This window comes from Vibrio sp. Vb0937 (assembly GCF_033338855.1).
Map to the genome: position 1 here is coordinate 30,629 of NZ_JAWOTK010000020.1, position 17,801 is coordinate 48,429.

Consider the following 17,801-nt stretch of genomic DNA (forward strand, 5'->3'; position numbering starts at 1 on the left):
ATCCTAATCCCTAACCCAAACTTCTTGCTGACGCTGTACCTGTATAACCCCAGAACCACACGTTGCCGTGGCCTGCACCTTAAAAAGAGATTCAGCGTCAGGGGTACCCTCATTGAAAGTACCTATATTTGTACATGCCATCGCATTAACCTTGCACCCACTTCCCACAGCTACCGGCGGAACGGCACCGCTAACCTCCCCACTGCATACGGTCTCGATATCTGTTGTACTTGTATCTAACGGATACATCTTGGTCAGTGCCCACTCATTGGCGGACTGAGCAACAAACCAAGCTTTTGTTCCCAAAAACTCTCTTGTTAATCCGCTTTGATTCGACCATGTAACTTTCATTAAAGAGGAAGCCAAATATCCCATTACAATAATGACGAATAACACGATGATTAGTACATTTCCGCTGGAGTTTCTTTTACGGGACATTGAGCACCTGCACATCTTGTTGATACACACTACGTTCACCATCCTGCTCAAACTCTAGATTAATATGAACTAAACCACCTCGTTGCAGAGTAGACTCTAGATAACGCATACCACTTACGGACGTATCGACACTATCCGCAACTGTAATACCATTTCGCGTAACTCGCTTGGTATCAAAACAGTAGCGAACCTCCGACTTCTCTTGATAAATATAAAGACGGCTAGAAACAGAGGATCCCGTAATCGTACTTGCCCCCCCACTAACAACAAAAACCTTACCTGTTTTAGCTAAACCACCAATGGCTATATTTCGCGAAGAAGTTGATTGTAAATCTTCATATCGGCTCGGATTTATCACCATCCTGCGATTCGTAGGAATAGGATTAAGCGTTGAGTCATTACCTAGCAAAAACTCTAAGTCATTATTCTTAAACGTGTAAAAACCAGAATATTCAATCGGCACAAACTCTAGACAATTAGTTGTTCCTTTTGGCACATGAAAACTATTAGGTACAGCATGGCGGATTTCACGCGTCATCTTTTCTAAAACAAACTGAGCTTGTGTTTGTATTCGTTGGCGGTCGATAGTATCAGCGTACCCTTTCATTCCTAACTGGACATACCCAGCTATACCCAACATGATGAAGCTGCCGATCACAATCGTAACTATCATTTCCATTAAGGTGAAACCACGAGCTTTCATCAGTAGTTCCCTTTAATAGCGGTTAAAGTAAGGGGCTGCGTGTTCCCCGCAAAAATCCGTAATGTTACTTTTTTGTATTCGGTTATTTCATCGGGAGCTTTATCCGTCAGATCATCATAGGCAACGCTAATTTCTAATCTAAAGTTTTTGTACTGCTCAGTACTGTCCGCACCAAGTACATCACTAATATTCCCTCTAGGGATACCATCACACTGAGAAGCCGTTGTAGATGTGCTCCAACACCCGATATAGTCATCGACATCATTGAAATCACTAGGCGTTGTTTCCAAGGAACCGTCTAGTTTTTTATCCGCACCTAATTTATTTACGTCAGTGCAGCTCACTCCATTCTCACCACACCGAACGGTGCCACCATCAAAGTCGCTGTTTTCATCGAAGCCTCGCGCCAATATCTGAGACATGAAACCTTGGCCTAATGCGGCCGCGCGGGTTTGATAATGAGGGATGGCGGAATCTCGAATTTGAGGGACAAGAAAAGAAGTAAACGCCACCATCGCAATGCCCATTAAAACAATCGCGATGATCATTTCTATCAAAGTCATGCCACTAGATTTCTTCATGAGCATGTACCTTTAGAAACATAGCCTTGAGTATTAATTTCAACTTGGCAGCGGCTTCGACCATGCTTATCTTCAATCAGGATTGAAACCCCACCACTCGCTGAGTTTATTGGATTACCCAATAAATCAAACTCGATTGGATTAGTTACAGCATTGGTCAGTGAAAACTTTGCGGATTTATCAACAACCATGTCACTACGAGTGTCTTGTTCCTTGCTAGCCAGGCCGCATGCAGCACTAGACCCGATGCAAGAGCTTGTAATCGACAAACAAAAATTAGTGTAGCTAGAGTCCTCTCCAGCTTTGTAGCTACTAGGTAGGCACCTTTCAGGATAAGACTTGTTTGGGATGCTGATATTCGACTGCATACGATTCACCTGCACTTGGCGAATCACAGAAATCACGCGTTCTTGTAATGCATATGCAGAAAAACTGCCTGAGCCCATAAAACGGCTGGCTGCAAAAAGTGAAAGGATAGAGAGGAGAACAATCACGAGGATTAACTCCATTAACGTGAACCCTAATGCAGAGCTGCGAATTTTCATAACCCAACCTTAGGCTTAGAACAAGCGAAATAAGTATACGATGAAATTATGAGATTAATGATAGGTTTGTAACTTTTCGATTCGAAGTGTGAACAGACGAACAAACAACCAATGTCTAGTTATTTTGCCCTTTTGAACGGCCAATCTCTTCTTCAATTCGATCGTAAGTTTCTTTATTGCTCAGCGTTTCAGAAACGTGTTCAGCGGTCTGCTTGGTTTGCTCCCACTTCGCTTCGTAAGTTTCTGGCTCGAAGCTGATAAATCTTGGTAATACCACATAACCGATCACCCCCAAGATAATCAGCACAACCACAAACTCTATTGCACTAAGACCTGATGATTTACGCATATGAACTATTCCGAGATTCATCAAAATAAGGAGATAAAGGCCAGACTAGCTGGCCTTTGAATTCTTATGGTTTCTTACAACCATCAGTGACAGTCGCTTTATCATTAGCTACTACTTTAATTACAGCCGCAGCTCCAGACGTTGCTTGTTTATATTCAACACACGTAGAGTCATATTTAGGAATACCAAAATATGCGTACGTATCATTACCTTTAGATTTATTTTCTTTCTTCATTTCAAAATCACTGTCAGTGCCAATACCGTCAACAATTTTCGAAATATCATCTTCTGTTGCTAAAGGGTAGCCATAGATTGTTTTTATCTTAGTGCCATCCCCCAAGTCTAACTCAGTACCGTCAGCCTCAGCAGCGGTCTCAATACCAGCAATAGCAGACTTGCCATATACAATGCCGGATGCACCTTGGATAGCACCTTTTAAGCCTTCAAGTGTTGCATTACGAGCATCATCTTGCAGGTTAAGGAAACGTGGTGCTGCAGTTACCGCTAGAATACCTAGGATTACAATTACCACTACCAATTCGATAAGGGTGAAACCACCTTGTCTTTTCATTGTTTACTCTCTCTATGTAAGCATGCAGTACAACTGCAAAGTTTTGTTTAGGTCACGCGACCATTTTGGATATTGTCAAAACGGTTTGGGGCAGCAACGTTCACTAAAACTGACCGTGAAGTGGATACTGTATCTACCGCTTGAGCAGAATGACGATTCGCCATTATTCAGTTCATGCTGCAATGAGAAAAACACATTATTGTTTACCCTCGATTACAGCCTGTTACTTATGGTAATGATTGCATTATACCGACTTTCATTACCAATTATAGTGATTAGGTGTCAAAAAATTCACTCCGCCGACATTTCGACGTCTATTTTCAGTTGATTAGCAGTTGAGATAACTACAATCGACTGACCATTTTCATAAGTGTAGTGACAGACATAACGATCAGTTTTGATGGCTCCACTGATATCTATTAACTTGTTGGTCATTATTTTACGTTGGGGGTAATGCACCGCTAGCCAATAACCACAATCTAATACACCTTGCTGAGTAAAGGGAGACACTAACCCGTCCTCAGTCATAGTAAGGTTAAAACCATCCATCAGCATATGTTCTGGCTCGCCTTGTACTAGCCAAGCTTGACGATAACGCTGAACACTGTCTTGCATCCAAACTCTCGCTAACTTCGCTCCAGTTACTTGTGCTTGCTCGGTAACAGGACGTAATTTGACCGCCAAACCCACCGCCATAATCGTAGCAATAACCCCAAACACAATAAGCGTTGCTCGGCTTTGATTTTCAACCACCTATTAGCCGCCTTTGATGATGTCGAGCATTCCCCACATTGGTAAGAAGATACCCAATGCCAGCACCATGACCATGCCTGCGACAATCACCAAAAGTAATGGTTCTATTCTTGCGGTCAGCGTTTTTAGATCGTAATCGACTTCTCGATCGTAAAAGTCCGACACCTCCAGCAGCAACTCATCAATACGACCAGTTTCTTCACCTACTGCAATCATCTGAATCACCAATGGGGTGAATATTTTACTGTTGATGGCCGTCACTGAAATGGTGCTACCCGCTTCAATTGCGGACTTCATCTCAAGAATTCGGTTTTCTAAAAAACGGTTCCCTAAGGCTTCCCCGGCCAAAGCCAAAGACTGGTTAAGTGGCACACCTGATTTCAGCATCAACGAAAAGGTTCTGGCAAAACGAGAAAGCTGCGCACGATTAACGATATCGCCTACAATTGGCAGCCGAAGCCGAAACTTATCGAACTTCTCCCGACCATCAGCCGTCGCCACCCACGCTCTGAACACCGTAAACGCGCCAATCATTGCCACAACTAGCAACACCCAATAATTAACAAAGAAATTAGAAGTCGCGATCAAAATACGCGTCGGCAATGGTAGCTCAACACCAAAGCGCGTGAACATCGATGCAAACTCAGGGATCACCAAGATATTCAATACAAACATGGCGATGGTGATAAAGATAATGACAAACGTTGGATAACGCATCGCCGCTTTAATGCGTTTGCGAGTCTCAAGTTCCTGTTCGTAGTAATTCGCCAGTTGCAATAGCGCTTGGTCAAGCCGACCCGTATTCTCACCGACGTTGATCATAGAAACGAACAGTGGGCTGAATACTTTACTGTGTTGCTGCATCGCAGAAGACAAACCTCGGCCATTACTCAGTTCAGAAACGACATCTTCTAGCGCCTCTTTGAGCTGTTTGTTTTCGCAATTTTGCAACAAGCCACGCATAGAGCGCAGCAAAGGTACGCCAGCTTTAGTCAAACTAAACAACTGGCGAGAGAAAAGAATAATTACTTCCAACGGAATAGCAGGCACAAACAGCTTAGATAAGCTCACTTGGCTTTTTGCCGACTCTTTCTCTAACCGTACATTGAGCGGGATGACCCCTTTATTCATCAAAGCTTCCGCCGCAGCTTCTGAGTTCACTGCTTCGATTTTGCCGTTAGTGGATGAGCCGTCTAGCGTGCGGCCTTGATAACGAAAAGTTGGCATTCACTTACCTATATGAAAATGGGATCAGTCTTACCAGAAGCATCACCCTCACCTAGGGTCATCACTTCATCCAAACTGACGGTGCCTTGTAGCGCCAGTTCCATTGCAGAAGCAAGCAGTGGCTTATAGTTTTCTGAGCGGCGCGCGGCTTGCGCAAAGCCAACCGCATCATTGGCGCGCAATTTATCCATCATCTCTTGCTCAAGTTCGAGCATTTCAAACACACCGATTCGGCCTCGATAACCAGTCAAGTTACAGTTTTGGCAACCTGCGCCTTTATAAAAAATGGTGCTAACTTGATTTGGGAAACGCCCAGCTAACCACTGCTGGCGAGACTCATCTAAGTGGTCTTCTGTTTTACAATCTGGGCAAACTCGGCGCACAAGACGCTGCGCCACCACGGCTCTGACTGCACTAGCAACCAAGTAACCCGGCGCTCCCATATCGATCATACGTAACGCACTGTCGACAGCATCGTTGGTGTGGAGAGTACTCAATACTAAGTGACCCGTTAGTGCCGCTCGCAGACCAATTTCTACCGTCTCTTGGTCACGCATCTCACCAACAAGAATGATGTCTGGGTCTTGACGTAAAAAGGTTCTAAGAACACGCGAGAAAGTTAGATCGATCTTACTGTTAACCTGTACCTGAGTGATACGAGGCAGACGATATTCAACCGGGTCCTCTGCTGTAATGATCTTTTTCCCAGGTTCGTTGAGCTCACTCAATGCGCCGTAAAGCGTGGTGGTTTTACCGGAACCTGTCGGCCCGGTAACCAAAATCATGCCATGCGGACGCGCCAACTGTCGACGTAAGCGAGCAAGCAAGTCTGGCGGCAAGCCCGACTCTTCTAACGGACGCAAACCAGCGGACTGGTTAAGCAGACGCATTACTACAGATTCTCCGTACTGCGTTGGTAACGTCGACATACGAATATCAATTGATTGGCCACGAACTTTGATATTGAATCGGCCATCTTGCGGCAAGCGCTTTTCAGAAATATCTAGGTGTGCCATCAACTTCAGTCGAAGAACCAAAGCCGATGCAATATTCACTTCATTTAAGAGCGTTTCATGCAATACGCCATCAATACGCTGGCGCAAACGCAATACTTGATCGTCTGGCTCAATATGAATATCCGAAGCTCCAACCTGTACCGCATCTTCAAACATGGAATTAACCAGCTTTACAACGGTAACCTCTTCACTATCGGCTTCATCAATACCGTAATCAAAGCTTTGTACATCTTTATGCTCTTCATGCAGCTGTTCAGCAAAGGAGGCTATCTCTTTAGTACGGCGGTAATAACGGTCAAAGCTTGAAATAAGCTGACGCTCTGAAGCAACAATGAACTCAAGGTTGTATTGACCTAACAAGTTCATCAATGATTCTTGGATGAACAAGTCCGCAGGGTCACTCATAGCAACGCGCAGTGTGTCCCCATTTCGAGCAACGACCATCGCACGTAAGCGACGTGCGTGTACCTCAGGTAAAATCTGCACGGCTTCGGCATCCACAGGCGCACGACCAAGATCGATCAGTGGCAAACCAAGCTGCTGAGACAAGAAGTCCAACATTTGCTTTTCGGTAATAAAGCCAAGGTCAATTAACGCATCCCCTAGCTTCTGCCCGGTACTGCGTTGTGCGTTTAGTGCTTGCTGGATTTGTTCTTCAGAGACGATACCTTCCTCTACCAGAAGATCGCCCAAGCGTTTTCTCAACTGAATTTTCATTGTGCGCTCTCCAACTCTTTCAAGATGCTCAAACGGTCACGGATAAATGCTTGCGATTGATTCGAAATGCCAACTTTACCCAGAGCTTGGTTGTAAGAGTGAATCGCGGCAGTAAAAGCCAGGGCGCGCTCTTGTTGAATAGCCAAACCTAACCACCAGCGCGCGTTTTCCGGCTCACGCTGAGTTAGGAGTTGATAGCTCTCAAGCGCAATGTCATTTTGCTTGTGTTTTTGTGCCAATGCCGCACGCATCGCCAAGTAATCTCGACTTGGTACTGGAGGCAAATGAACAAGCGGGCTCAGCGCCGCTTCAGGTTGATTAGCTTTCACTAACAACTTAGACAAGGCCAAGCGGAGTACTTGGTTGTTCGTATCTAGGTTGATGCCTTCTTGAATAATCTCATATGCTTTACGCGTGTCACCTTTACCAAAGTACAACGCTGATAACTTTTGACGCGTGTCTGCATTCATTGGCTCATAACGCAACGCCTCGGCATAAGCCGATAACGCTGTTTGCATATCGTTAGCATCGAGTGCCTTTTCCGCTCGACTAACAGCCTTAAGGGAAAGCTGACGATGTGTAAGCTCAACCTGCTCAATACTCATTGAACTGTTTTCTGCTGTCGTGTGGGTTACGTGATCGTATTGTTCCTCGCTCGGCATCGTTGCTAACTGCGCGAGTAAAACTGAATCATCAGAGGCGATATTTATCTCAGATTTTGGCGTGAACCTATCAGTCTCTTGCATGTGAGGCTGTTGCGCGACCGGCTGTGTGGCTGGTTTAGTGTAAACCACTTGAGTTGTATCGGGCGTCATTTTACTCGTTGGCGAGTGAGTGCGCTCCGATGACACAATTGGTGAGACATTCACAGACGACAATGGCATAGCGTCGGTTTGAAATTGTGATAGCTCGCCTGAAGGGACAGGACCGCGAGAGACCGCCCAGCTACCAACCGCAAGGCTTAACGAAAAACCGGCGACAAGCCAAAGCCAAGGTTTACTGCGTGAGACACTTGGAATCTCCGCACGAGTAAGCTCTGACGGCGATGTTTTTTCAGCAAGTTCTGATAATGCTTTATTGATGGCACTCAAGGTTGACTCCATCCCCAAAATACGGGTGTTTTAAACTTAGGTTTACGGGCATCAAACGTATCGTGCATAGCGGCGTAAACGTGATGATTTTTCAATAGTGTGCAACGATCATTAAATGCAGCAAGCAACGACTTGTGACTAATTTGGTTTATCAAGCGCGGAATCCCCATGGATGAACGCCAAATCGCTTTTTTCTGTTCAATAGAAAAAATGTGCGCCCCATTGCCTGCTTTATCTAAACGATTATTGATGTAAGCCACGCCTTCATCGATAGAGAGAGGACGTAACTGGCAACTAAACGTAATGCGTTGACGAAATTGCCTTAGCTCATGGTTAGCCAATCTTTCATCCAACTCAGGTTGTCCGAATAACACCAATTGAATGAGCTTATCTTGTTCCGTTTCTAAGTTGCCAAATAGACGTAATGTTTCTAAAGCTTGTGGGGAAAGAGCTTGCGCTTCATCAACGATCAATACGGTTTTCTTTCCCAAGGCATGTACTTGAATCAAGTGCTCTTGAATGAGGGAAACGATACGCAGCGGATCATCGTTCTCGATACCCAACTCTCTGGCGACAGCAAACTGCAACTGTTCCCCATTCAACACTGGATTGGGTAAGTAAATAAGCTCAACTTCAGATTCAATCTGCTCGATCAGCTTACGGCATACCATGGTTTTTCCAGTGCCGACTTCTCCCGTCACCTTAATCACCCCTTCTCCCATTTGCACGGCAGCTAGGATGGTTTGGATCGCCTCATAGTGAGGGACTAACCCCAAGAACATTTCTGTATTTGGGGTTAACGAAAAAGGCTGAACTCGGAACCCAAAGTGTGACAAGTACATACTCGAATCACAAACCTATTGAAAAACAGAACCTTTCCCAGCGCTTATTGCGCATCTGGGAACCACTCTTGCAGCAGATCACGAGAGCGCTCTAGCTCTTTCTGCCAAGAGTTCACGCCAACTACGGTCGGTTTTAGCAAGATGACCAATTCTGTTTTCTCAGTTACGTTATTCACGTTGCGGAACAAATGCCCCAATGCTGGTACATCGCCCAAAAATGGGACTTTAGAAACAAGCTCACGATTTTGCTGTTTCATCAACCCGCCGATAACCACAACATCGCCATCTTTAGCACGAATAACCGAGTCTGATTCACGAATAGAGCTTTTCGCTAATGGCAGTTGGATGTTTTGGAAATCTCCGCCCAAGTTCAATTGCTTCACTTCTTCTGTAACTTCAATAACTGCGGGGTGAACATGCAGGAACACATTGCCTTTGTTATCAATTTGCGGAGTCACATCGAGGGAAATACCCGAGAAGAATGGCGTCAGTTCCACTTCAGGAACTGCATTTGAGTTTTCACCGTTGCCTGCATTACTCGATAGCTCGGTAACAAAGTACTCATCGGTACCGACTTTGATGACAGATTTTTGGTTGTTGGCAGCGGTAATACGAGGGCTCGAAAGGACGTTCAAGTCACCTTGCGTAGACATGAAGCTCAACACTGCATTGAAGTTACCATCCGAAATAGTCACGTTGGTTTGACCGCCCAAGAGCGTGCCAATCGCATCCAATGGTGGTAATGCCGATGCAGGGCGGTTGACTACGATACTACCCGAGTTACCAATTGACGCCGATAAGTTTGACCAGTTGATGCCTTGTTGGTAGCCATCATTCAACGTCACTTCTAGAATTTTAGCTTCAAGAATGACCTGGCGCTGCATGCGCTCCTGCGATACACCTAAGAACTCGCGTACTTCGCGAATATCATCTGGAAATGCTCGAACCGTAATAACTCCCGCTTGTGGCGTTACAACCACACTTTGCCCTTTGCCTGAACCAATTAGATTCGCAACAGCTTGCTGCAGCATAGGCCAGAAGTCACTCTCAGTGATGGTTTCAATGCGTGTACCACCCGTAGATGTGGTCGAGCTATCGTTGTTGTTTCCATTGTTAGAGTCTGACGAGTCAGAACTGTCTGAGCTACCACCAGAATTAGACGTACCAGCCGAGGTTACAGAGCCCGTAACAATGCTGGTTAATGAGCGACCAGAACGCTTGAACTGCAGGTAATCGACTGGAATGGTCACCGTACGCATACCTGCTGGGTAGATTTGAATAACTTTGCCAGACTTCACCACGTCATAGCCATACATATTCTGTACGACATTCAGAACTTCATCCAATGTCACATCTGACAAGTTGACGGTGATATTACCTTGTACCGATGGGTGAATCGCCACGCTGTACTCAGTGCCTTTCACTAATGAGGCGAAAAAGCTTCTTGCATCGACCGCATTCGCCTGAATACGAAAACGCTTCGAGGTGCCTTGCTCTGATGCAACGTTCGAGTCTAAATTTGGCATCAAGTCTGCCTCAACAGAAGAAGGGATTTCTTCCAATGTGCGGCTGTTCGCTTGATTAATCGATTCATTGAGCGCTTCTTTAACTTCCACTGGATTCCGATGACCCATTGAACATCCCATTAAAGAAGCAATCGTTATTCCTACAACTAATTTGCGCATATCTGATCGGGCTCTGGTTATTATTGTTTTACGTTTAAATCAAAAAGCTCTAGGTCCCACTGACGGTTACCACGCTTTAAAGTTACAAATTCACTATTAATGCTCGCGACGCGATAACCCTTAAATAGCTCGCCTTTTTCGACAAGTTTGTTATCCATAATCGCGATACAATCAGTACTTGGCTTACACACAATACTGTTGAGCTTAGGCAGTCGGTACCGTTTAACTTTTGGTTTCGCTGACGTTTCAACCGCTGGTTTTTCCCAACCAAGTGGGGCCGTTGGGTCTTGGTTTGCCCAAGCGGTTCCTGCCGCTGCCATAACAAGCAATGAGATGATGAGTTTGTTAACCACCAATAAACTCCTCTCTAGATCCTAGTGTGTAGACTTCTAATACAAGCTTCGCTTTCGGGTACTCTTCGACTTTATAACTAAAGCTGCGCCAGTAATAACTCGCAGGAAGGCTCTCCAATTTATTCAGATAATTAGCAATAGAAAAATAGTCACCAGTCAGTTCCATACGAACAGGATGCACGTAGTAACCAGAGTATTGCGATGCTTCTTTATCTTCCGTTATTGGCTCAGATGGCAAGGTTTGCAGAGACAAAAGGTGAATGCCACTTTGCTGCTCCAACACATTTTCAAGCAGCTCAGCCATTTGCGAAGGTGTAATAAGATGCTCGATGATCTCCGCTAATTGCATCGAAAGATGCTGACTCTCAGCTAACAGATTAGATATCGCGCGATCAATCTCAGCATTTGGATCTTTCTTAAGTTGCGCCTGAATACGTAGCGTATCGATTTCAATCTTTTGATTGGCTTGCTTTAAATTACTTAGTTGCCTCTCATTACTGATGATCTCGTTAAGCTTTGGCTCCAATACCAGCGTAAAGAGCAACATGATCACGACAACTAAACCGCACAATGCAGTGAGCACTTTTTCACGCGTACTCATTTCGCCAAAGCGCCCTTCTAATGAGAGCCAGAATTCGTTCATTTCTCTTTATCCTCGCGCGTTTTTAGTTCAAACGTCACAATATCCTTATCATTTCGACCTATTTTGACGTCGTCAAACGTTCGGCCAACCAAGCTAATTTCATTTTTAAATAGGCTGACCCAATTTGGCACTGAGCTCGGTTTTTTCGCTAGTCCCTTCAGGTCTAAGGTATGGGTATTGATTCGAATTTCGGACAAAGAAATTTCTTGGTTTCCTAGCTTCGCTAATGATTGCATCACGCCAGAGTAACCCGTGCGTTGCGAGTCATCGTATTTCCCGACAGCTTTAAGCGAGTCTCGCTTCGCCTTGACTTCACGCTCTAAGCGGGCTTTAGCTGCCAGCTTATTATTGTCAGGTTGATGTTTACGTAGCTTGACTTGATAACGTTCAAGCTCTGACTTCATGATATCGCCTTTACTTTTTACAATAGCAATCTCATCTTCCAAACCGCTGCTCTGCCAAGTGACATAACCGTAAGAAAATAGAATTGCAGCCGCCGCAACGCCCCAAGATAACGCGATATTTTTTAGCGTCAGGAGCTCTTTTTTCGGTTTTAAGTAATCGGGATATAAGTTGACGCGTCGAGTATTTGAAGTAGCCGCAGTGTCAGCCAAAACATGCCCTGATAGCTCATGTTCTGGTGGTAATAACGGTGAAACCTTAGTACTTAAACGGTAGTTCAGAGCCTGAACAAGCTCGCTCTCATCCTCTTCATCACAGCACACTTTCAATTGATGTAATTGCACGTGGCGTAACTGAGATGAAAGATAGTCAATCGAACGTTGCAGTTCTAACGACAGACTGTCCATCTGTAAATCGCTAGACGGAACCCCCGTTAACGGTGGCGTCACACTGCGAATAGAGCGGTGGAACGCAATAGTATTTTCGACAAAAGCGCTTATACGGAAATGACCACGCACACTGCGTTGTAATAATAGGAAGTTTCCTAGTTCACCAGCAGTCTCTCCCCAAATATCGTCTTCAGGAAGAATGGCTTCTAATGGTAACTGGGCTCGACTGGCCAGTAACACAATCTTATCCAATATTTTTCGCGATAAGACGTATGCTTGCACTTTGGTTGAATTCGGTAACTCGACCGCATCGGCAATAATGTCGATAGCACGCTCAGAGATCAGTTCTTTCAACAAAAACGGTAATGCGGCTGGCCATTCTTGACGCGGCATGACCGGTTTGTCGATTTGGTACATCTGGTAATAGTTATGAGAAAGAATAACCGTTAATGAATCATACGCACTCGCTGCAACGCTCAATGCTTGCTCAACGGCTTTTTCCCAATTGGACTCAGAAATATCAAATTGGTATGGACGACTACTTTTGATTGAAGATGATAAATAAACGGCGTCTGGCTGAATAACCAAAAAGCAGGAGCGATCACCACTAGATGATCGCTTAAGCTTGTCGAATAGTGCTTTGAAGTCCATGATTATTATCTTTATTTTTTCCGCCAGCGATTTCGTCTTCCCAATTTAACTTGGGATTCTGATTGAGAATTCGGCAACGCTTGGGGACGAGGAAGAAACTGCTGCTCCGCAGAAAAGTAACGCCCTTGCCCACCATAAACCCCGAGCTCAATTAATGTGTTGAGCTCGTTCTGATTCTCAATTCCCACTGCTATAATTTTAGTTTTACTGTTTGCCGCCGCACCTAGCATACTGCGGACAAATAGCTGGTTTTCATGTCGTTGGTCGATTTTTGCTACTAAACTGCGATGAAGTTTAAGGTAACGAATGTCCACTTCTTTTAAATAGTGAGTGCTGACGATGGTACGCCCAGCCTGCCCAACCATTAAGTGGCACCCTAAACCGGCCAGCATTTTAGCGACTGGTCGCATAAAGTCTAAGTGTCTTACAAATTGTGCTTCAACAAACTCAAAACTGAGACACTTTCTCTGCTCACGTGACAACTGTAAGAGTTCATCACGAAACCATTTAAAGTACTCTCGGTTAGAAAATGGCGTTACATTCAAATTGAGCGCATACGATCTTGAGTTATCAAAATTATCCTTAAACTCTCTTAAGAATTTATTAATAACCGACTTATCCATTTGCGCTTCATAACCAACCTGTCTGATCGCAGAAATGAACCGAGATGCTTTAACAATCCCATTCTCAGGATCGCGAATCCGACATGTTAACTCTTCATATAATGATTTTTTATGCGTCGCGTCACTTATTGGGTGCACAGATTGTGCGTAGAGTATCACACTTTCAGGTGTAAGTGCTGTGTCAAATAACGTTCTCCACCTCACACTTCCGCGAGCTTCTTCATCGTGGTTCCATTTTTTGAAGCGACTCCAATTATTGTTATTTTGTAGTTGCGCACTACGCAAAGCAGTCTCAGCTTCATCAATGATTTGGCTGTGTCGCTCACCTTCTTTATAAGTGGTGATGCCAATATGGCACCAGTTGTCTGGATCAAGTGGCTCTGGCGGCATTAACTTTTCTAACTGGCGAATGCATTGCGAGGCAAGGTTAGCCACATCTTTCGCACTTTGGTGCGGTAGAAAAAGCGCAAAATCAGCATCGTAATAACGGGAAAATACAACATCTGGGTATCGTTGAACTAAATTGGACAATAAACTCCCAACTTCAACAATAAACTCATCCGTAATTTGCTTATCTTGCTCTTCTTCAACCAGTTTCCAGTCTTGAATACGCACTAGCAACACGGCGCCGCGAGCCCCACTTTCTAGTAACGCCGATTCCAACTTGCTATCAAATAACACTCGGTTAGCGGTACCGGTTAGCTTATCAAGGAAGGTTTGAGTTCGAATAAAGGTATCAAATCGGCTTCGCTCTTGACGCGCATCTTGTAACTCTTCGATTAATACATCGAGCGCTTCACTGGCGGTGTAAGGCCATTCTTTTTTGTCACCTTTAGCATACTGCTCCACCCTACCAGCCAGGATCATTCTGCCTCGCTCTTCGAGCATTTCGGAGCCTTCTAATTGCTCTTTAAGCCATGCCACGCCGCGCATTAAGCAGAAGATGATCAATATAACGGCAAGCGTGATCGACCAAAGCGCCTGCATTGAGTAGCTGTAACCTAAGTAAGGGGGAATTGCTTTAAAGTGAATCGTGTAATCTTGATTGTGAGTCAGCTGATACTCTGCCTCAAACAAGACTGACGCTTCCATTTGATGAGAAGTATCTTTGAAGCGATAAACAACGGCGTTGTTGGTCGACAACGTCATTTCGACAATATTGGAAGCCTGCAGCATTTTCGGCATCCAGCGCTGCATAGAATAAGCGGCGTCAGGATCTTCCATCTCCTTGTCGACCACCTCTACGATCCCTTCTAAATAATGGGTGAGATATTCCTGCCCAAGACGTTTAAAAGAGAGGGTGCCACCGACAAACAAGATAAACATGGCGCAGATAACGATCATGGTGACAAAGGCCACCAGCCGTGTGCTTAACTTAAGAGTTGGGGTATACCTCATGAATACCAAATTCCTTTTTTATTCATCATATACCTTATTGAAATATTTATACTTGATAAGAGTTCATCAAACAATCGGATTAGTCTGATAGTGAGAGGCTGGAGCATAAAGAAAATCACACTCATTGATAAGTTTTATTGTTACGCCTAACCTTGCCAAGATAAGCCTGTGAGATCATTAGATTGCGACAATAAAAAAGGCCGCGATATTCGCGGCCTTTTCGATTCAAGCATAAGCAGAATTTAGAACGGGATATCGTCGTCAAAATCCATTGGTGGCTCATTGTACTGCTGCTGTGGTTGCTGCGGAGCCTGTTGTTGTGGTTGCTGTTGCTGAGGCGCATTGTACTGCTGCTGAGCTGGCTGTTGAGGCTGACCCCATCCACCTTGTTGCTGCTGTTGACCGCCCATTGGTGCGCCGCCACCTTGAGCACGACCGCCAAGCATTTGCATAACACCATTGAAGCCTTGAACAACGACCTCAGTTGAGTAGCGATCTTGGCCACTTTGATCTTGCCATTTGCGAGTTTGCAGTTGCCCTTCAATGTAAACTTGAGAGCCTTTACGCAAGTACTCACCTGCTACTTCCGCAAGTTTGCCGAACAACACAACACGGTGCCATTCCGTTTTTTCGCGCTGTTCGCCAGTCGCTTTATCACGCCATGAATCAGAAGTCGCAATAGTAATGTTTGCTACTGCACCGCCATTCGGCATGTAACGAATTTCAGGGTCGTTACCTAGATTCCCCACCAAAATAACTTTGTTAATTCCACGGCTGGCCATGATGTGCTCCGTTTCACTCTGGATATATAAAATTTTAGCGCATTAGAATAGCACGCTTTAATGTTTTGATTAAAGTCTAATACCATTGTGATCTATTGAGTCATCCTCTAGAACCCAAATCGTATTTCAACTTACGTGTGTAGCATTTTTGATTCGCGTTGCAGACATCGTTTCGTGAAGCTTTGAATTCGAACGCATTTATTCAGTAAAGCGATGGTTATGGCCTCTCTTTAATGCCAGTTTATGGCTTCTATTGAACCCAGGGAGATTGGAACACGTGAGAAAGTCGGCTTACGCAAGAAAGCTATTTCTGATCAGTATGGAAGATAATGCGCAAAAAAAAGTGGCGGCACTCGAAAAGTACGTTGATATGAGCATCCCGGTGATTTCAACCGCAGCACTCATGGAAGCCAAGCCACAACACCGTAATAAAATTCTACTGATAGACTTCAGTGAACATAAATCACTTGTTCAATCGATCAAAAACTTGCCTCTTGTATGGAAAAACTTTGAAACCGTTGTCTTCAACGTGCCTAAAAGACTAACCACGGATGAACTTCTTTCATTTGGTCAATTAAAAGGTGTGTTTTATTCTGAAGATACGCTAGAGCAAATTGGAGAAGGGTTAAAAGGCATTGTTAACGGTCAAAACTGGCTGCCGCGTAATGTAACCAGTCAACTTTTACACTATTACCGCAATGTCATTAATACTCATACAGCACCAGCTACGGTAGACCTAACCATTCGTGAGCTACAAGTACTGCGTTGCCTACAAGCTGGCGCCTCGAACAGTCAGATGGCCGAGGAGTTATTCGTCAGTGAATTCACCATCAAATCGCACTTATATCAGATATTCAAAAAGCTATCCGTAAAGAACCGAGTACAGGCAATCGCCTGGGCAGACCAAAACTTAATGTCATGATGCAATGTGAGCGGCTCTGATAACTGAAATGACGAGTCGCTCATCTTTTTTCCGCACCGAGTCTCACATTTTTTCCTACTTTATTCATGATTCATTGATACCTCTCGTGTTAAAGTTATGCGCAGATTCTTGATAAAAACGAGATAGGATATTCCCCCAATGATAAAAAAATGTCTGTTCCCTGCTGCAGGCTATGGCACACGCTTCCTACCGGCAACGAAATCTATGCCAAAAGAGATGATGCCAGTCGTGAACAAACCGCTTATTGAATACGGTGTCGAAGAAGCAATCCAAGCTGGTATGAACGGCATGTGTATTGTGACAGGTCGTGGCAAGCACTCGATCATGGACCACTTTGATAAGAACTACGAACTGGAACATCAGATTAGCGGTACCAACAAAGAAGAGCTGTTGGTAGATATCCGTGAAATCATTGAATCTGCAAACTTCACTTATATACGTCAACGCGAAATGAAAGGCTTGGGCCACGCGATTCTAACTGGACGAGAATTGGTAGGCGATGAGCCATTTGCTGTTGTTCTTGCTGATGACCTTTGTGTGAACGAGCAAGAGGGCGTACTGGCTCAGATGGTGGCACTATTTAAGCAGTTCCGCTGTTCTATCGTTGCAGTGCAAGAAGTACCAGCCGAAGAAACGCACAAATACGGCGTTATCTCTGGTGAAATGATCAAAGACGACATCTACCGTGTAGACGACATGGTAGAAAAACCAGAGAAAGGCACGGCGCCTAGCAACCTTGCTATTATTGGCCGCTACATCCTGACTCCCGATATTTTTGAACTGATCGAAAACACTGAACCTGGTAAAGGTGGTGAAATTCAAATCACGGACGCGCTGCTTAAACAAGCAAAAGCGGGCTGTGTATTGGCTTACAAATTCAAGGGCAAACGCTTTGACTGTGGTAGCGTTGAAGGCTACATCGAAGCAACTAACTATTGTTTTGAAAACCTGTATCTAAAAGATGAAAAAACCTCTGAGCTAGGTAAGCACGCAACACAAAAAGCAGTATAAAGCATCGTCTTAGTACGAAATTACTGTATCGAAAGCCCAGCACAACGCTGGGCTTTTTACTTTACTGTTTTTTTATCCAGTGATTTTC

Annotated in this window: 19 protein-coding genes; 2 read left to right on the plus strand and 17 right to left on the minus strand. The window is 44.6% G+C overall.

What is annotated here, in order from left to right:
* Positions 1–3 precede the first annotated feature (3 nt).
* The 17 genes from R7P67_RS18375 to R7P67_RS18455 all read right to left on the minus strand — a co-directional run bounded on the left by R7P67_RS18375 (position 4) and on the right by R7P67_RS18455 (position 15,759).
* On the minus strand, positions 4–438 hold the full coding sequence (locus R7P67_RS18375) for a hypothetical protein (RefSeq protein WP_025767605.1): 435 nt from the start codon (positions 436–438) through the stop codon (positions 4–6).
* Positions 428–1,141: a PilW family protein gene (locus tag R7P67_RS18380; RefSeq protein WP_154205003.1), complete on the minus strand. Its 714-nt coding sequence runs from the start codon at positions 1,139–1,141 to the stop codon at positions 428–430. The genes R7P67_RS18375 and R7P67_RS18380 overlap by 11 nt, the downstream gene beginning before the upstream one ends.
* The gene (locus R7P67_RS18385; RefSeq protein WP_025767603.1) at positions 1,141–1,722 is read right to left on the minus strand and encodes a type II secretion system protein; all 582 of its coding nucleotides are present in this window, start codon (positions 1,720–1,722) and stop codon (positions 1,141–1,143) included. Before R7P67_RS18385 ends, R7P67_RS18380 begins: the two co-directional genes overlap by 1 nt.
* A complete protein-coding gene (locus tag R7P67_RS18390; protein ID WP_213912450.1) occupies positions 1,719–2,267 on the minus strand; it encodes a type II secretion system protein in 549 nt (182 codons plus the stop codon). Before R7P67_RS18390 ends, R7P67_RS18385 begins: the two co-directional genes overlap by 4 nt.
* A 115-nt stretch (positions 2,268–2,382) precedes the next feature.
* Complete coding sequence (locus R7P67_RS18395) at positions 2,383–2,616, minus strand: type II secretion system protein (RefSeq protein ID WP_005388453.1); 234 nt, start codon at positions 2,614–2,616, stop codon at positions 2,383–2,385.
* A gap of 64 nt (positions 2,617–2,680) precedes the next feature.
* On the minus strand, positions 2,681–3,187 hold the full coding sequence (locus R7P67_RS18400) for a type II secretion system protein (protein WP_064368799.1): 507 nt from the start codon (positions 3,185–3,187) through the stop codon (positions 2,681–2,683).
* Positions 3,188–3,478: 291 nt separating this feature from the next.
* Positions 3,479–3,940 (minus strand): hypothetical protein, encoded by a 462-nt coding sequence (locus R7P67_RS18405; RefSeq protein WP_031781206.1) that lies wholly within the window; start codon positions 3,938–3,940, stop codon positions 3,479–3,481.
* 3 nt (positions 3,941–3,943) lie between these two features.
* A complete protein-coding gene (locus tag R7P67_RS18410) occupies positions 3,944–5,167 on the minus strand; it encodes a type II secretion system F family protein (protein WP_005381186.1) in 1,224 nt (407 codons plus the stop codon).
* Positions 5,168–5,175: 8 nt separating this feature from the next.
* Positions 5,176–6,900 carry a GspE/PulE family protein gene (locus R7P67_RS18415; RefSeq protein ID WP_005381188.1) on the minus strand — a complete coding sequence of 575 codons (1,725 nt, stop codon included), beginning with the start codon at positions 6,898–6,900 and terminating at the stop codon, positions 5,176–5,178.
* Entirely contained in the window at positions 6,897–7,991 is a 1,095-nt protein-coding gene (locus tag R7P67_RS18420) for a tetratricopeptide repeat protein (protein ID WP_199266801.1), read from the minus strand. Before R7P67_RS18420 ends, R7P67_RS18415 begins: the two co-directional genes overlap by 4 nt.
* Complete coding sequence (locus R7P67_RS18425; protein WP_005381192.1) at positions 7,988–8,833, minus strand: ExeA family protein; 846 nt, start codon at positions 8,831–8,833, stop codon at positions 7,988–7,990. The genes R7P67_RS18420 and R7P67_RS18425 overlap by 4 nt, the downstream gene beginning before the upstream one ends.
* 44 nt (positions 8,834–8,877) lie before the next feature.
* On the minus strand, positions 8,878–10,518 hold the full coding sequence (gene mshL / locus R7P67_RS18430) for a pilus (MSHA type) biogenesis protein MshL (RefSeq protein WP_033907420.1): 1,641 nt from the start codon (positions 10,516–10,518) through the stop codon (positions 8,878–8,880).
* 20 nt (positions 10,519–10,538) lie between these two features.
* Positions 10,539–10,871 (minus strand): hypothetical protein, encoded by a 333-nt coding sequence (locus R7P67_RS18435; protein WP_005381196.1) that lies wholly within the window; start codon positions 10,869–10,871, stop codon positions 10,539–10,541.
* Positions 10,864–11,514 carry a type II secretion system protein GspM gene (gene gspM, locus R7P67_RS18440; RefSeq protein ID WP_005381197.1) on the minus strand — a complete coding sequence of 217 codons (651 nt, stop codon included), beginning with the start codon at positions 11,512–11,514 and terminating at the stop codon, positions 10,864–10,866. The genes R7P67_RS18435 and gspM overlap by 8 nt, the downstream gene beginning before the upstream one ends.
* Positions 11,511–12,956, minus strand: a complete 1,446-nt coding sequence (locus tag R7P67_RS18445) for an MSHA biogenesis protein MshI (RefSeq protein WP_262654041.1) — start codon at positions 12,954–12,956, stop codon at positions 11,511–11,513. Before R7P67_RS18445 ends, gspM begins: the two co-directional genes overlap by 4 nt.
* Before the next feature lie 11 nt (positions 12,957–12,967).
* Positions 12,968–14,977 (minus strand): RNase E specificity factor CsrD, encoded by a 2,010-nt coding sequence (gene csrD / locus R7P67_RS18450; protein ID WP_005381201.1) that lies wholly within the window; start codon positions 14,975–14,977, stop codon positions 12,968–12,970.
* A gap of 242 nt (positions 14,978–15,219) precedes the next feature.
* Positions 15,220–15,759, minus strand: coding sequence for a single-stranded DNA-binding protein (locus R7P67_RS18455; protein ID WP_005387798.1), 540 nt, complete (start codon positions 15,757–15,759; stop codon positions 15,220–15,222).
* A 277-nt stretch (positions 15,760–16,036) separates the two neighbouring features.
* On the opposite strand from R7P67_RS18455, the gene R7P67_RS18460 reads away from it, so the two are divergent.
* Both R7P67_RS18460 and galU read left to right on the plus strand, forming a co-directional pair.
* Positions 16,037–16,681 carry a LuxR C-terminal-related transcriptional regulator gene (locus R7P67_RS18460; RefSeq protein WP_005381237.1) on the plus strand — a complete coding sequence of 215 codons (645 nt, stop codon included), beginning with the start codon at positions 16,037–16,039 and terminating at the stop codon, positions 16,679–16,681.
* 159 nt (positions 16,682–16,840) lie between these two features.
* Positions 16,841–17,713, plus strand: coding sequence for a UTP--glucose-1-phosphate uridylyltransferase GalU (gene galU, locus R7P67_RS18465; protein WP_005381239.1), 873 nt, complete (start codon positions 16,841–16,843; stop codon positions 17,711–17,713).
* Positions 17,714–17,801: the final 88 nt, after the last annotated feature.

What these genes read in the sequence shown, in the direction of transcription:
- R7P67_RS18375 (WP_025767605.1), bottom strand. Translation starts at nt 438, where the DNA reads ATGTCCCGTAAAAGAAACTCCAGCGGAAATGTACTAATCATCGTGTTA.
- R7P67_RS18380 (WP_154205003.1), bottom strand. Translation starts at nt 1,141, where the DNA reads ATGAAAGCTCGTGGTTTCACCTTAATGGAAATGATAGTTACGATTGTG.
- R7P67_RS18385 (WP_025767603.1), bottom strand. Translation starts at nt 1,722, where the DNA reads ATGAAGAAATCTAGTGGCATGACTTTGATAGAAATGATCATCGCGATT.
- R7P67_RS18390 (WP_213912450.1), bottom strand. Translation starts at nt 2,267, where the DNA reads ATGAAAATTCGCAGCTCTGCATTAGGGTTCACGTTAATGGAGTTAATC.
- R7P67_RS18395 (WP_005388453.1), bottom strand. Translation starts at nt 2,616, where the DNA reads ATGCGTAAATCATCAGGTCTTAGTGCAATAGAGTTTGTGGTTGTGCTG.
- R7P67_RS18400 (WP_064368799.1), bottom strand. Translation starts at nt 3,187, where the DNA reads ATGAAAAGACAAGGTGGTTTCACCCTTATCGAATTGGTAGTGGTAATT.
- R7P67_RS18410 (WP_005381186.1), bottom strand. Translation starts at nt 5,167, where the DNA reads ATGCCAACTTTTCGTTATCAAGGCCGCACGCTAGACGGCTCATCCACT.
- R7P67_RS18415 (WP_005381188.1), bottom strand. Translation starts at nt 6,900, where the DNA reads ATGAAAATTCAGTTGAGAAAACGCTTGGGCGATCTTCTGGTAGAGGAA.
- R7P67_RS18425 (WP_005381192.1), bottom strand. Translation starts at nt 8,833, where the DNA reads ATGTACTTGTCACACTTTGGGTTCCGAGTTCAGCCTTTTTCGTTAACC.
- mshL (WP_033907420.1), bottom strand. Translation starts at nt 10,518, where the DNA reads ATGCGCAAATTAGTTGTAGGAATAACGATTGCTTCTTTAATGGGATGT.
- gspM (WP_005381197.1), bottom strand. Translation starts at nt 11,514, where the DNA reads ATGAACGAATTCTGGCTCTCATTAGAAGGGCGCTTTGGCGAAATGAGT.
- R7P67_RS18445 (WP_262654041.1), bottom strand. Translation starts at nt 12,956, where the DNA reads ATGGACTTCAAAGCACTATTCGACAAGCTTAAGCGATCATCTAGTGGT.
- csrD (WP_005381201.1), bottom strand. Translation starts at nt 14,977, where the DNA reads ATGAGGTATACCCCAACTCTTAAGTTAAGCACACGGCTGGTGGCCTTT.
- R7P67_RS18455 (WP_005387798.1), bottom strand. Translation starts at nt 15,759, where the DNA reads ATGGCCAGCCGTGGAATTAACAAAGTTATTTTGGTGGGGAATCTAGGT.
- galU (WP_005381239.1), top strand. Translation starts at nt 16,841, where the DNA reads ATGATAAAAAAATGTCTGTTCCCTGCTGCAGGCTATGGCACACGCTTC.